The 14,283-nt window shown below is 53.2% G+C and carries 14 protein-coding genes; 10 read left to right on the forward strand and 4 right to left on the reverse strand.

Annotated elements, in window-relative coordinates; genetic code table 11:
- Positions 1–5: 5 nt before the first annotated feature.
- A complete protein-coding gene (gene kdpD, locus HV041_RS13710) occupies positions 6–2,690 on the forward strand; it encodes a two-component system sensor histidine kinase KdpD (RefSeq protein WP_048212273.1) in 2,685 nt (894 codons plus the stop codon).
- On the forward strand, positions 2,687–3,364 hold the full coding sequence (gene kdpE, locus HV041_RS13715) for a two-component system response regulator KdpE (protein WP_005121396.1): 678 nt from the start codon (positions 2,687–2,689) through the stop codon (positions 3,362–3,364). The genes kdpD and kdpE overlap by 4 nt, the downstream gene beginning before the upstream one ends.
- A gap of 99 nt (positions 3,365–3,463) precedes the next feature.
- Here the strand turns inward: kdpE and pgm are convergent, their stop codons facing one another.
- Together pgm and seqA are read right to left on the reverse strand one after the other, a co-directional pair.
- Positions 3,464–5,104 (reverse strand): phosphoglucomutase (alpha-D-glucose-1,6-bisphosphate-dependent), encoded by a 1,641-nt coding sequence (gene pgm / locus HV041_RS13720; RefSeq protein ID WP_048212274.1) that lies wholly within the window; start codon positions 5,102–5,104, stop codon positions 3,464–3,466.
- A 24-nt stretch (positions 5,105–5,128) separates the two neighbouring features.
- Positions 5,129–5,671, reverse strand: coding sequence for a replication initiation negative regulator SeqA (gene seqA, locus HV041_RS13725; RefSeq protein ID WP_003022848.1), 543 nt, complete (start codon positions 5,669–5,671; stop codon positions 5,129–5,131).
- Positions 5,672–5,867: 196 nt separating this feature from the next.
- Here seqA and ybfF point away from each other — a divergent pair, with 196 nt between their 5' ends.
- The 8 genes from ybfF to tcuB all read left to right on the forward strand — a co-directional run bounded on the left by ybfF (position 5,868) and on the right by tcuB (position 12,134).
- Positions 5,868–6,641 carry an esterase gene (ybfF, locus tag HV041_RS13730; RefSeq protein WP_061068807.1) on the forward strand — a complete coding sequence of 258 codons (774 nt, stop codon included), beginning with the start codon at positions 5,868–5,870 and terminating at the stop codon, positions 6,639–6,641.
- A 128-nt stretch (positions 6,642–6,769) separates the two neighbouring features.
- Positions 6,770–7,057, forward strand: a complete 288-nt coding sequence (gene ybfE, locus HV041_RS13735) for a LexA regulated protein (protein ID WP_005121400.1) — start codon at positions 6,770–6,772, stop codon at positions 7,055–7,057.
- 155 nt (positions 7,058–7,212) lie between these two features.
- Complete coding sequence (gene fldA, locus HV041_RS13740; protein ID WP_003022839.1) at positions 7,213–7,743, forward strand: flavodoxin FldA; 531 nt, start codon at positions 7,213–7,215, stop codon at positions 7,741–7,743.
- 210 nt (positions 7,744–7,953) lie between these two features.
- A complete protein-coding gene (locus HV041_RS13745) occupies positions 7,954–8,040 on the forward strand; it encodes a ryhB-regulated fur leader peptide (protein WP_100247215.1) in 87 nt (28 codons plus the stop codon).
- Positions 8,033–8,479 carry a ferric iron uptake transcriptional regulator gene (gene fur / locus HV041_RS13750; protein ID WP_003022836.1) on the forward strand — a complete coding sequence of 149 codons (447 nt, stop codon included), beginning with the start codon at positions 8,033–8,035 and terminating at the stop codon, positions 8,477–8,479. Before HV041_RS13745 ends, fur begins: the two co-directional genes overlap by 8 nt.
- 128 nt (positions 8,480–8,607) lie before the next feature.
- Positions 8,608–9,534 (forward strand): tricarballylate utilization LysR family transcriptional regulator TcuR, encoded by a 927-nt coding sequence (gene tcuR / locus HV041_RS13755; protein WP_182294232.1) that lies wholly within the window; start codon positions 8,608–8,610, stop codon positions 9,532–9,534.
- A gap of 97 nt (positions 9,535–9,631) precedes the next feature.
- Positions 9,632–11,035, forward strand: coding sequence for an FAD-dependent tricarballylate dehydrogenase TcuA (tcuA, locus tag HV041_RS13760; RefSeq protein WP_048212277.1), 1,404 nt, complete (start codon positions 9,632–9,634; stop codon positions 11,033–11,035).
- Positions 11,022–12,134: a tricarballylate utilization 4Fe-4S protein TcuB gene (tcuB, locus tag HV041_RS13765; protein ID WP_061067525.1), complete on the forward strand. Its 1,113-nt coding sequence runs from the start codon at positions 11,022–11,024 to the stop codon at positions 12,132–12,134. The genes tcuA and tcuB overlap by 14 nt, the downstream gene beginning before the upstream one ends.
- Before the next feature lie 51 nt (positions 12,135–12,185).
- Here the strand turns inward: tcuB and chiQ are convergent, their stop codons facing one another.
- Positions 12,186–12,518 (reverse strand): ChiQ/YbfN family lipoprotein, encoded by a 333-nt coding sequence (gene chiQ / locus HV041_RS13770; protein WP_005121405.1) that lies wholly within the window; start codon positions 12,516–12,518, stop codon positions 12,186–12,188.
- A 49-nt stretch (positions 12,519–12,567) separates the two neighbouring features.
- Positions 12,568–13,974 carry a chitoporin gene (gene chiP / locus HV041_RS13775; RefSeq protein ID WP_048212279.1) on the reverse strand — a complete coding sequence of 469 codons (1,407 nt, stop codon included), beginning with the start codon at positions 13,972–13,974 and terminating at the stop codon, positions 12,568–12,570.
- Between the last annotated feature and the right edge of the window lie 309 nt (positions 13,975–14,283).

The raw sequence follows: 14,283 nt of genomic DNA on the forward strand, positions 1-14,283 counted from the left end.
AGGACATGCATAGCGAACCCCTACGTCCTAACCCCGATCGCCTGCTGGAGCAGACCACCGCGCCGCACCGGGGAAAACTGAAAATTTTCTTCGGCGCCTGTGCGGGCGTGGGGAAAACCTGGGCCATGCTGGCGGAGGCCCAGCGACTGCGGTCGCAGGGGTTGGATGTGCTGATTGGCGTGGTGGAAACCCACGGGCGCAAGGAGACCGCCGCACTGCTTGACGGTCTCACCGTGCTGCCGTTGAAACGTCAGGCACACCGTGGGCGGCATATCAGCGAGTTCGATCTTGATGCCGCCCTCGCCCGCCGCCCGGCGCTGATTTTGATGGACGAACTGGCGCACAGCAATGCGCCAGGCTCACGCCACCCCCGCCGCTGGCAGGATATTGAAGAACTGCTGGAAGCCGGGATTGATGTTTTTACCACCGTTAACGTTCAGCACCTGGAAAGCCTGAATGATGTGGTCAGCGGCGTCACCGGTATTCAGGTACGCGAAACCGTTCCTGACCCGTTTTTCGATGCCGCTGACGACGTGGTACTGGTCGATCTCCCTCCCGACGATTTGCGTCAGCGCCTGAACGAAGGCAAGGTCTATATTGCCGGTCAGGCAGAGCGTGCAATCGAGCATTTCTTCCGCAAAGGTAATTTGATAGCGCTGCGCGAACTGGCTCTGCGACGCACCGCCGATCGGGTGGACGATCAGATGCGTGCCTGGCGGGGGCGTCCGGGAGAAGAAAAAGTCTGGCATACCCGCGATGCCATTTTACTGTGTATTGGACACAACACCGGCAGCGAGAAACTGGTGCGAGCGGCTGCACGCCTGGCGGCGCGTCTGGGTAGCGTCTGGCATGCGGTATATGTTGAAACACCTGCGCTACACCGGCTACCCGAAAAACGGCGGCGGGCAATCTTAAGCGCGCTGCGACTGGCACAGGAACTGGGGGCTGAAACGGCCACTCTCTCCGACCCTGCCGAAGATAAAGCGGTGATCCGCTATGCCCGTGAGCATAATCTGGGGAAAATTGTCCTCGGGCGTCCAACTACGCGTCGCTGGTGGCGCAGCGACTCCTTTGCTGACAAGCTGGCCCATCGCGCACCGGATCTCGATCTGATGATTGTAGCCCTCGATGAGCCCCCTGCACGCCCTGTGCTGCAAACCGCAGATAACCGCACCTTTAAGGATAAATGGCGGGTACAAATCCAGGGTTGTGTGGTCGCTGCTGCATTGTGTGCTGTTACGACATTGATTGCCATGCAGTGGTTGGTTGCATTTGACGCAGCCAACCTGGTGATGCTCTATCTACTGGGCGTGGTGGTGATCGCCCTGTTCTACGGGCGCTGGCCGTCGGTGGTGGCGACGTTTATCAACGTCGCCAGCTTTGATCTCTTCTTTATTGCGCCACGCGGCACGCTTGCCGTTTCCGACGTCCAGTACCTGCTTACCTTTGCCGTGATGCTAACGGTAGGTCTGGTTATTGGTAATCTGACCGCCGGGGTGCGTTATCAGGCCCGGGTTGCACGTTATCGTGAACAGCGTACGCGTCATTTGTATGAGATGTCGAAAGCACTGGCTGTAGGGCGCAGCCAACAGGATATCGCCGCCACCAGCGAACAGTTTATTGCCTCAACGTTCCAGGCCCGCAGCCAGGTTTTACTGCCCGGCGAGAACGGTAAGCTGGCCCCTCTCACCCATCAACAGGGCATGACGCCTTGGGATGACGCTATTGCCCAATGGAGCTTTGATAAAGGGCAACCCGCCGGCGCAGGCACTGACACCTTACCCGGCGTGCCGTATCAAATTTTACCGTTAAAAAGCGCCGACAAAACGCATGGGCTGCTGGTCGTGGAACCGGGAAATTTACGCCAGTTGATGATCCCCGAACAGCAACGCCTGCTGGAAACCTTCACTTTACTGGTCGCCAGTGCGCTGGAACGCCTGACGCTAACCGCCAGCGAAGAGCAGGCCCGATTTGCCAGCGAGCGCGAAAGTATTCGCAACGCCCTGCTCGCTGCTCTGTCCCACGATTTGCGCACGCCATTGACGGTGTTGTTCGGCCAGGCAGAAATCTTAACGCTGGATCTGGCAAGCGAAGGATCGCCGCACGCACGTCAGGCCAGCGAAATTCGCCAGCACGTCCTGAACACGACCCGACTGGTTAATAACCTGCTGGATATGGCGCGAATTCAGTCTGGCGGCTTTAATCTTAAGAAGGAGTGGTTAACGCTGGAAGAGGTGGTCGGCAGCGCCCTGCAGATGCTGGAGCCAGGTCTCTCTGCCCCGATAAATCTGTCGTTACCAGAACCGTTGACATTGATTCACGTCGATGGCCCGCTCTTTGAACGGGTGCTGATTAATCTGCTGGAAAATGCCGTCAAATACGCGGGCCCACAGGCGCAGATCGGTATTGATGCCAGCGTTGATGGCGAACACCTACAACTGGACGTCTGGGATAATGGGCCGGGTGTTCCATCGGGTATGGAACAGCGCGTTTTTGACAAATTTTCTCGGGGAAATAAAGAGTCATCGGTGCCAGGCGTTGGGCTGGGGCTGGCAATTTGTCAGGCCATTGTAGACGTGCATGGCGGGACTATTTCTGTCCACAATCGCGCGCAGGGAGGAGCATGTTTTCGTGTTACACTGCCCCAGGAAATTCCCCCTGAACTTGAAGATTTTCATGAGGATATGTGACGAACGTACTGATTGTTGAAGATGAACAGGCCATTCGCCGCTTTCTACGCACCGCGCTGGAGGCCGATGGGCTACGTGTATTTGAAGCGGAAACGCTGCAACGTGGTCTGCTGGAAGCCGCCACGCGAAAACCCGATCTCATCATTCTCGATCTCGGCCTGCCGGATGGCGACGGCATTGATTTTATTCGCGACCTGCGTCAATGGAGCGCGATCCCGGTGATTGTGCTTTCAGCCCGCAGTGAGGAAAGCGATAAAATCGCCGCGCTGGATGCCGGAGCCGATGACTATCTCAGCAAACCTTTTGGTATTGGCGAGCTGCAGGCGCGATTGCGTGTGGCATTGCGTCGCCACGCCAGCGGGACGTCTCCCGAACCGGTCGTGCATTTTTCTAATGTTAAAGTGGATATCGCCGCCCGCCTCGTACACCGGGGTGACGAAGAAATTCATTTGACGCCGATTGAGTTTCGCCTGTTAGCGGTATTGCTGAATAACGCCGGGAAGGTGCTGACGCAACGTCAGTTATTGAATCAGGTTTGGGGACCAAACGCCGTCGAACACAGTCACTATCTGCGTATTTATATGGGACACCTGCGCCAGAAGCTGGAACTGGACCCGGCACGTCCGCGTCATTTTCTGACCGAAACCGGGATTGGTTATCGGTTTATGCCGTGAATATGCACTGAATAAAAAAGCCGGATCAGCTGATACGCTATCCGGCTTTTTCATCATTCATACCGGATGACGACGCTAGCGTCTTATCCGGCAGGTGATTTATGCGTTTTTCAACACTTCGCTGACAATCTCGACCGCTTCTTTCTCGATCTGCTTGCGGTGTTCCTCACCGAGGAAGCTTTCGCAGTAGATCTTGTAAGCATCTTCGGTACCAGAAGGACGCGCAGCAAACCAGCCGTTATCGGTCATCACCTTCAGGCCGCCAATCGATGCGCCGTTGCCCGGTGCCGCCGTCAGACGCGCAGTGATCGGGTCGCCCGCCAGCGTGCTGGCGCTCACCATTTCCGGAGAGAGCTTAGACAACGCCGCTTTCTGCGCGGAGGTGGCCCCAGCCTGAATTCGGTTATAGCTCGGTGCGCCAAAGCGCGCCGCCAGTTCGTTGTAATGCTCTTGCGGGTTCTTGCCTGTCACTGCCGTAATTTCCGCTGCCAGCAGGCACATGATGATGCCATCTTTGTCGGTTGACCACGGTGTACCGTCGAAACGCAGGAAAGATGCCCCCGCGCTCTCTTCCCCACCAAAGCCAAAACTGCCGTCAAACAGACCGTCAACAAACCATTTAAAGCCAACCGGCACTTCAACCAGTTTACGCCCTAAATCATTCACTACACGGTCAATCATCGCCGATGACACCAGCGTCTTACCGACGGCAACATCTTTGCCCCACTGCGGACGATGCTGGAACAGGTAGTTGATCGCTACCGCCAGATAGTGGTTCGGATTCATCAGTCCAGTCGGTGTTACGATACCGTGGCGGTCATAGTCCGGGTCATTGGCAAATGCCAAATCGAATTTGTCACGCAGCGCCAGCAGACCGGCCATCGCGCACTCGGAGGAACAGTCCATACGAATGGCGCCGTCTTTATCGAGATGCATAAAGCGGAAAGTCTGGTCGACCTGATCGTTAACGAGGGTCAGATTCAGGTTGTAGTGCTGAGCGATACGTTTCCAGTATTCGATACCGGAACCACCCAGTGGATCAACGCCCAGCGTCAGACCCGCTTTCTGGATTGCCGCCATATCGACGATATCTGCCAGCCCTTCCACGAAGGGTTGAACCAGGTCTTGTTCTTTAACATGACCGGACGCCAGCGCAGCATCCAGCGGAATACGCTTCACGCCTTTCAGACCATCAGCCAACAGTGCATTAGCCCTGTCTTCTACGACTTTGGTGACGTTGGTATCTGCCGGGCCACCGTTTGGCGGGTTGTATTTAATTCCGCCGTCTTCTGGTGGGTTATGGGACGGCGTGATCACAATGCCGTCAGCCAGCGGGCCGCCTTTTTTGTTATGGACCAGGATAGCGTTCGATACAGCAGGGGTTGGCGTAAAGCCGTTATTTTCCTGCACGATGACGTCAACGCCGTTCGCCGCCAGCACTTCCAGTACAGAGATAAAAGCCGGTTCAGACAGCGCGTGGGTATCCTTGCCCACATAGCACGGGCCAGTAATCCCGTTTTTCGCACGTTCTTCAGCAATCGCCTGGGCGATAGCCAGAATATGCGACTCGTTAAAACTATGACGACCTGCACTGCCGCGATGTCCGGACGTACCGAACTTAACAGCGTGCTCAGCGTTCCCTGCCGTTGGTTTCAGTACATAGTACTGTGCCGTCAGTTGGGCGACGTTAATCAAATCACTCTGTTGCGCAGGTTGACCTGCACGATTGTGGATTGCCATTGCCTGGTCCTTCTAATGCAAGGATTAAATTGTTCCGCAAACCTTTTCAATCAATTCCGCAGGGAATTGCATTGACTGCATGATGTGTTCAACCATGCTGCATTTACGGCCGGTATTAGTGTTGGTGATCACCCAGTACGGCGTGCCTGGCACGTGTTTCGGTTTGGTTTGATTACCATTTTTCAGCAGCGTCTGTTCATCAGCTGCAAAATAAACGCGCGTACGGCCATGCAACGATTCCGTTGCTTCGGCGAACGCGTTTTGATCCAGTGAATAGAGTGTAGACAGCACCAGCATAAAGCGATTTACTGCTTTCTTCTGTTCCGCGTATTCGTCGGACAGCAGCAGTTCACGCATCGCGCGCACTTTATCTTTTACGGGGTTAACCGGCTTGGCTTCCACGACAGGTTGCACAGCGCGGACTTCTTTGACTATCGGAGTGACAGGCTGTGATGCGGCGGAAAATTTCAACATACGCCGTAAAATGTCGGATGCGCTCTCGCCAATATGCTTGGTGTGGCTGGCAATATAGCTATAGAGTTCATCATCAACTTCAATCGTTTTCATCTTAATCCAGTGCAATGTTTGGCTGAATACAAGTTGTCAGGACTTTACACGCTGTAGTGTAGAGGCAAATCCTAACAGCGGATAGCGTCAAGCCTGGTGACCAGCAAAACTCGGAGTAACCGTAGTTGTTGCAGCCATGTGGCAGAATGGTCAACATGATACCCTAACCCGTCAGTGTGAAAAAAAGAACTTTGCCATGAAATTGAATATCCGAGCGCAATCTGCGCAAAACCCGCACAATAATTCTCCCATCGTCCTGGTTCACGGCCTGTTTGGCAGTCTGGATAACCTCGGGATCCTGGCACGCGATCTCGTGGCCGATCACGACATCATCCAGGTTGATATGCGAAATCATGGTCTCTCCCCTCGTTCACCTGAGATGAATTATCCGGCCATGGCGCAAGATCTGCTGGATACGCTGGACGCCAGGCAGATTGAAAAAGCGATCTTTATTGGCCACTCGATGGGCGGTAAAGCCGTTATGGCGCTGACTGCGCTGGCTCCTGAACGTGTCGAACGGCTGGTCGCCATCGACATTGCTCCCGTTGACTACCATGTTCGCCGCCACGATGAGATTTTTGCGGCAATCAATGCCGTAACCGATGCACAAGCGTCCTCACGCCAGCAGGCGGCGAGCGTTATGCGTCAGCACCTGCAAGAGGAAGGTGTTATCCAGTTTCTGCTGAAATCCTTTGTTGACGGCGAGTGGCGCTTTAACGTTCCCGTATTGTGGGATCAATATCCTCATATCGTCGGTTGGGAGACCATTCCGGCGTGGGAACACCCGGCGCTGTTTATCCCCGGCGGTAATTCACCTTATGTGACCGAAGCGTATCGCGAACAGCTGCTGGCGCAATTCCCGCAGGCCCGCGCACACGTTATTGCCGGCGCAGGCCATTGGGTACATGCGGAAAAACCCGATGCGGTGCTGCGCGCCATCCGTCGTTATCTGAGCGAGCAGGTTAACTGATTAAAAACTCAGCGTCCGCGCGTGATTACGCGCGTGGGCGTTGGCGCGCCTCCCCTGCTGATGTATTATGGCGCGCTATCCATCCGGGCGGACGCCTGGCTGATTGTTTCCCCGAAGTCACCAAGATCATGGCCAAAGAACAAACGGACCGTACGACATTAGATCTGTTCGCGCAGGAGCGTCGCCCGGGACGACCCAAAACTAATCCGCTCTCGCGTGATGAACAGTTACGTATTAACAAACGTAATCAGCTTAAACGCGACAAAGTTCGCGGGCTTAAGCGTGTCGAACTGAAACTGAACGCCGATGCCGTTGACGCTCTGAACGAGCTGGCCGAGGCACGCAACATGAGTCGCAGTGAACTCATCGAAGAGATGCTGATGAACCAACTCACCGCATTGCGCGGTCAGGCTTAGTCTGAATTTCTGCTCTAAATCATAAATCGTGTAGCACAGAGTGCAGTCCTGCGTGTTTGCTGTTTCCGCATGCCTGACTGTTCTGCTATGATTGCCCTTATCCGTGGGCAATGCGCCACCACCATTTCAATAAGTTTCAAGAGGTTATTTTACTCATGGCAATCACTGGCATCTTTTTCGGCAGCGACACCGGTAATACCGAAAATATCGCAAAAATGATTCAAAAACAGCTTGGTAAAGACGTTGCCGATGTACATGACATTGCAAAAAGCAGCAAAGAAGACCTGGAAGGGTATGACATTCTGCTGCTCGGCATCCCAACCTGGTACTACGGTGAAGCGCAGTGCGACTGGGACGACTTCTTCCCTACTCTCGAAGACATTGATTTTAACGGTAAACTGGTGGCATTGTTCGGCTGTGGCGACCAGGAAGATTACGCAGAATATTTCTGTGATGCGTTAGGCACCATCCGTGACATCATTGAGCCGCGCGGCGCCACCATCGTCGGCCACTGGCCAACGGCGGGTTACCATTTTGAAGCGTCTAAAGGTCTGGCAGATGACGACCACTTTGTCGGTCTGGCTATCGATGAAGATCGCCAGCCGGAACTGACCGCTGAACGCGTAGAAAAATGGGTTAAGCAGATCTCTGAAGAGCTGCACCTCGACGAAATCATCAATGCCTGATTTCGTGCGGCGTAGATATTCATCTGCGCCGCATCAATAGATAGAACCAATCAAAATAATTGCTACAAATTTGTAACTTTTTCGCCTGACCCTGTACAATGGCTGGATGCCAATCGGGTATTGCACAGTGTGTTTGTTGGTGATACCACGTTTTGATTAACAATATTTGCCAGAGACTTGCAGTTTTCATTTAGGCATGGCAGTTCTATAATGATACGCATTATCTCAAGTGCAATTTCTGTCACTTCTGTTAATGAAGTGAACCGTTTAGCTACAGGACAGATTCCGCATGACTGACAACAATACCGCATTAAAGAAGGCTGGCCTGAAAGTAACGCTTCCTCGTTTAAAGATTCTGGAAGTTCTTCAGGAACCGGATAACCATCACGTCAGTGCGGAAGACTTATACAAACGCCTGATCGACATGGGTGAAGAAATTGGTCTGGCGACCGTGTATCGCGTGCTGAACCAGTTTGATGATGCCGGTATCGTGACCCGCCATAATTTTGAAGGTGGTAAATCCGTCTTCGAACTGACTCAACAGCATCATCACGATCACCTGATTTGCCTTGACTGCGGCAAAGTGGTCGAGTTCAGCGATGACTCCATCGAAGCGCGTCAACGTGAGATTGCGGCTAAACATGGCATTCGTTTAACTAACCATAGCCTCTATCTGTACGGTCACTGCGCTGAAGGCGATTGCCGCGAAGATGAGCACGCGCACGACGGCAAGTAATGTAATGCTCTCTGAAAAGCCAACCATCCGGTTGGCTTTTTTTATGCGCGTTATCAGCGTGTTTCCCCTTCCCTCCACTCTTGTGTTGCTTTAATGTAAAAATCAATTGTCCCTTCCGGAGAGTCGAAATGGAACTTCGCCAGCTACGTTATTTTGTGCGCATTGTAGAAACCGGCAGCATGGGTAGCGCGGCGCTCGACCTCAGTATCGGTGTTTCGGCGCTCAGCCAGCAAATGACCCGCCTGGAAAACGAACTCGCCATACGTCTGCTGCAACGTACCTCGCGTGGCGTGACGCCCACCAGCGCTGGACTGGCATTTTACGCCCAGGCACAGCTGGCGCTCCGTCACGCAGACGATGCGATCCTCGCCGCATGGGAGGCCAGACTTTCCGGGCACGTCAGCGTCGGCATGGCCCCCAGTACTGCTTCCGTTCTTGGGATGCCTTTCATCAACGCCATGCGGGAAAGCTATAGTGATGTCCGCCTGCATGTGGTGGAAAGCCTCTCTGGTAACCTGGAACGAATGATTAATACCCGCCAGATTGATCTGGCGGTGGTATTTCAAAAAGAAAAGATCCTGCGCTGGAGCGCCAGACCGATTCTCGAAGAACGGCTATTTTTAATTGGTACTCATGCCCTACTGGCTGATATTACCGATGACAATATTGCTCCAGCCCAATTGGCACGTATTCCATTGATAATGCCAAGCCCAGGACATGGTCTGCGCGGCAGACTGGATGCTATCAGCCAGGAGCATGCGCTGAACATTGAGATCGCGACAGAAATTGACGGCCTGACGCTACTGATGCACGCCGTTCGCAGCGGAATCGGTGCAACACTTCAGCCCGGTGCGGCAATTTCCCATCTCGATAAAGAGACATTAAGAGTGATTGGCATCCATAATCCCATACTTAGCCGCCCCAACTTTTTGGTCAGCCTTTCTGACGATGAACTCACCCCAGCAGGTCTCGCTGCCCGTGTGGTACTAGCCAAAGTGATGCATCAACTGGTGGAATCTGGACACTGGCCAGGTGCAATCCTTTACAATAATTAAAGGGCTGTTTAGCATCACGTCATAGCGTCCACACAACTTACTCGTATACATTTTAATTACAAACTTAACAATTGGTTAAGTGGTAATGGAGTATGCGATGGTTGATGTTCTGGTGATTGGCGGCGGCAATGCTGCACTATGTGCCGCCTTAACCGCCCGGGAGCAAGGCGCTTCGGTACTGTTGCTTGAGGCAGCCCCGCGTGAATGGCGCGGAGGAAACTCCCAACACACGCGTAATTTACGCTGTATGCATGATGCGCCACAGGATGTACTGGTGGAGAGCTATCCAGAAGAGGAGTTCTGGCAGGACCTCTGGCGTGTAACAGAAGGTAATACCAACGAGGTCCTGGCACGGCTGGTGATCCGTACCTCATCACAGTGTCGCGACTGGATGCGCCAGCACGGCGTCAATTTTCAACCTCCACTCTCTGGCGCTCTACACGTGGCGCGAACCAATGCCTTTTTTATGGGCGGCGGGAAAGCCCTGGTGAATGCCTATTATCGCAGCGCAGAAAAGTTAGGCGTGCAAATCCGCTATAACACCCCGGTACAGGCGCTTGAACTGCACAACGGCGAGTTCGTAGCGGCGCTGGCTGGTGCAGAGCGCATTCCGGCAAAAACCTGCGTGCTTGCCGCTGGCGGGTTTGAATCTAACCGCGAATGGCTGAGAGAAGCCTGGGGTGAGAACGCCCGCGGTGAATGGCCTGCGGATAACTTCCTCATTCGCGGCACGCGCTTTAATCAGGGCGTACTGCTCAAATTTATGATCGATGCCGGCGCGGACATCATCGGCGACCCCTCCCAGTCACACTGCGTGGCGATTGATGCCCGGGCCCCCTTATATGACGGCGGGATTTGCACCCGCGTGGACTGTGTTTCGCTTGGCATCGTAGTGAACCGCGATGCAGAACGATTTTATGATGAAGGCGAGGATTTCTGGCCCAAACGTTATGCCATCTGGGGACGTCTGGTCGCCCACCAGCCCGGGCAAATTGGTTACTCCATTATCGACAGTAAAGCCATCGGTCACTTCATGCCCCCGGTTTTTCCTGGCGCACAGGCCACTACGTTAGCAGAGCTGGCACGTCAGTTAGGACTGGATACTGAGCGCTTTACCCATACTGTCATGCAGTACAACAGCGCCTGCCTGCCAGGCCACTTTGACCACACCACTCTTGATAACTGTGCAACACAAAATCTGACACCGGCAAAAACACATTGGGCGCGACCACTGGATACGCCACCTTACTATGGCTATGCCTTACGTCCGGGGATCACCTTCACCTACCTGGGGTTAAAGGTGAATGAACACGCCGCAGTGCATTTTGCCGGGCGTCCAAGTCGCAATCTGTTCGTCGCCGGGGAGATGATGGCGGGCAACGTGCTGGGCAAGGGCTACACCGCAGGCGTGGGCATGTCGATTGGGACCACCTTTGGCCGTATTGCCGGAAAAGAAGCCGCTCTGGCAGCACGTGAGGAGGCACATCATGAAACCGCTTGAGAAATTAATTATCGAAGCGAAAATGCTTACCGAGCCGGAAGCGGAAGTTGAACGAGTTATGCAAGTCTGCAATGCCTGCCGCTATTGCGAGGGTTTTTGCGCCGTGTTCCCGGCGATGACTCAGCGTCTGGAATTCGGTAAAGCGGATATCAACTATCTGGCCAACTTGTGCCATAACTGCGGCGCCTGCCTGCACGCGTGTCAATACGCACCGCCCCATGAATTTGCTATCAATGTACCGAAAGCAATGGCAGAAGTAAGGCTGGAAACCTATCAGCACTACGCGCAACCCGCCGCCTTTGGCGCGCTTTATCGTCGCGCAGGCGTCACCGTGACGCTGTCGCTGGTTTTCGGTCTGATCCTGTTTTTACTCCTCGCTATAGGTTTAACAGGCACGTTACTCCATCCCCCGCTGGCCGGAGATTTCTACCAAATTTTCCCGCATAACCTGCTGGCATGGATGTTTGGTTCAGTCTTTATTCTGGCGATGGGTCTGCTGATGGCGGGCGTTATCCGCTTCTGGCGGGAGATTTCTCCGGGGATGCCGCGTTCCTCTGACATTGCTGAAGCCTCTCATAATGCGCTGACGCTGAAATATCTCGATGGCGGGCACGGCAAAGGGTGTAACGAAGCAGATGATGCCTTCACCCTGATGCGCCGCCGTTTCCATCACTTCACCTTCTACGGTTTTCTGCTCTGCTTTGCCGCCACCGTGGTGGCAACGGGCTATCACTACTTTGCCGACATAGAAGCGCCCTATCCGTTCCTCAGCGTTCCGGTCATGCTGGGCACATTAGGCGGCATTGGCCTGGTTGTCGGCCCAGCGGGTTTGTTATGGCTGAACCTTAAGCGCTCACCGCTACAGGGCGACGCACGGCAAAAACCGATGGATCGCGGTTTTATCCTGTTGCTGCTACTGACGAGTCTGACGGGCTTAGCGTTGTTGGCAGGCAGAGATACCTCAGGGATGGCTATTTTGCTTGCTATTCATCTTGGTGTCGTGATGGCGCTATTTCTGACCATCCCATACGGAAAATTTGCCCACGGATTTTACCGTTGTGCGGCATTACTCAAGTGGGCAATTGAGAAACGACGCTAAAATGCAAACGGGCGAAGAAATCTCTCCGCCCGTTCTTGTTCATACCACGTTTTATTTCGCCGTATTATTACTGCGAATTTCCTGCCAGACCTTATCACAATCGGCCTTAACGGATTGATCGTTACCCGTACGCGTTGCCTGGATACACTGCTGGTAATCCAGTACGCGCACGCTTTCTTCATTCGCAAACTGCTGGTGCTGTTTTTCTTTCTTCAGCACATTCAACACGCTTTGGCAGGCTTCGATTTTCTCCGGCGAACCCTGCGCGGTATTGATACACGCGCTATAGGCTTCCTTAAGACGGCTATCTTCTTTCGGCGCGGGTGATTGCGCGCAGGCAACCAGCCCTGATGCCATGACGGCGATGAGTATCAGCTTTTTCATAACACATTCCTCAACAAAACGGCAGGCTTGCGGCCTGCCTCTGTCGGCATTAGAAGATGGTGAACGGAGCAATAACGATGAATTTCACGTCACGCTCATCCTGGAAGATGTTACCGTAACCACCGCCCCAGCTCGGAATATCTGAATGGTTGTCGTACTGGGTGAAGTGCAGTTTAAACATAGTGCCCTTCGCACGGCCATCCTGCAGGGTATAGACCGCATCCAGGCTGTAAGACGACTCTTCAATAGTACGATTTTTGTCGTAGTACGCATCCGGGTTGAGCTGCCAGGTAGCCGGTTTAGCATCCCACGCGTAAACGTATGATGCACCCACAGCCCAGCCAGGCAGGTTCCAGTTTTTCAGGTCATACATCGCGCCGAAGAACACGGCCTTTTCACCGTTGGCGTTGAAGTCAGAGCGGTTATCCCACCAAACGTCCAGACGACCGTTTGAAGACGCATAGGTCGGGGTCATACGCTGCAGGAAGTAGCCCTGCTGCCCGTCAGCTTTAACCCAGGTCCCTTCCAGTCGCAGATCAACGACTTCTGCCACTTTGTAGCCGAAGGTCAGTGCCTGCAGCCAGGCCGTGCCATCATAAATGTCGTTAACTGTGCGGTCATCAACCTTATCGCGGGCACCGTAGAACTGGTAGCTGGTGGTAAACGGGTTACCGCCTAAATCAAATTTGTAGCTGGCTTTGGCGAAATACTGATCGACGTAGCCTTCAGACTGACCGAATGCTGCTTCCAACAGCAGGTTATTTTTGAAGTCATACTTTGCGCCGATTGAATGGAGGTAATCAACTTTGGTCTTTTTATCGGCCTGATAGAATTTATCGACTTCGGTATGCCACGGTGCTTTATATTCGTTGGCCCACATATAGGAGAAGCTCAGCGCACCCGCATCGCCATAATCGAAGTTGGCACCGGCTTCAGCACCCTGATAGGTACCAGGCATAAAGCTCCAGTGTGGTGCCAGCAGAGTTTGCCCGGTTGGCTGAATATAACCAGCGCGCGCCCAGGTTGGGCCAAATTTGAATTTGGCTGCCGCTTTATACAGGCTAATCCCGCTCTTATCGCCGGAGTAATCTTCGTCATAGCCTTTATTTTTTGAAGAGAATGCGATTTCGTTTGGATGGCCGCTTTCGCTACTTTCGTTCATTTCAATAGCAGTGAATGCTGCGATATCAATACCAAACATATCGGCCGCATAACCGGACTGGAAGTCGAGGTTAGCGTTCCAGGTGGAGTGAGAAAGGTTGGTTTTGTATTTGTCGTGGTCGGTCACATCTTTACGGTCACGTTCACGCTGCCAGTAATAGATGCCGCCAGTTAAGGTAGAGTCATCAATAAAACCTTCGGCGTGAACCTGTGGAGCGACAACAAAACCCGACATTGCTGTGATACCGGCGATAGCCAGCGCCAGCGTACTACGTTTGCCACTAAACGTACGCATATGTTAATCCTCTTTGACATAAAAATGCTGCCGATAAAAGCGGACAGCGAAAAAGCAAAAATTAAAAAAGTAGCGCTGAGAAAACCTCATTGACTACAATGAATAGACTATTTTTCGCGACGCGAATTATCAATCTCTTTTTGTAACCAGTATGTAAGAACATGAGCAACCGCACATATTTCATTGCTTTCTGTTACATTTTCATTGGGAGTTAAAAAAGCGTTGAAAAATTGAAAAAAGGCTTGTTTTCCATAAAGATGAAATCGGTTTCAGTCCGGAGTGGCTGATAAAACAAGGTTTTTGTTAGAA

It is taken from the genome of Citrobacter sp. RHBSTW-00029 (assembly GCF_014104295.1).
GTDB classification, from domain to species: Bacteria; Pseudomonadota; Gammaproteobacteria; order Enterobacterales; family Enterobacteriaceae; genus Citrobacter; species Citrobacter youngae.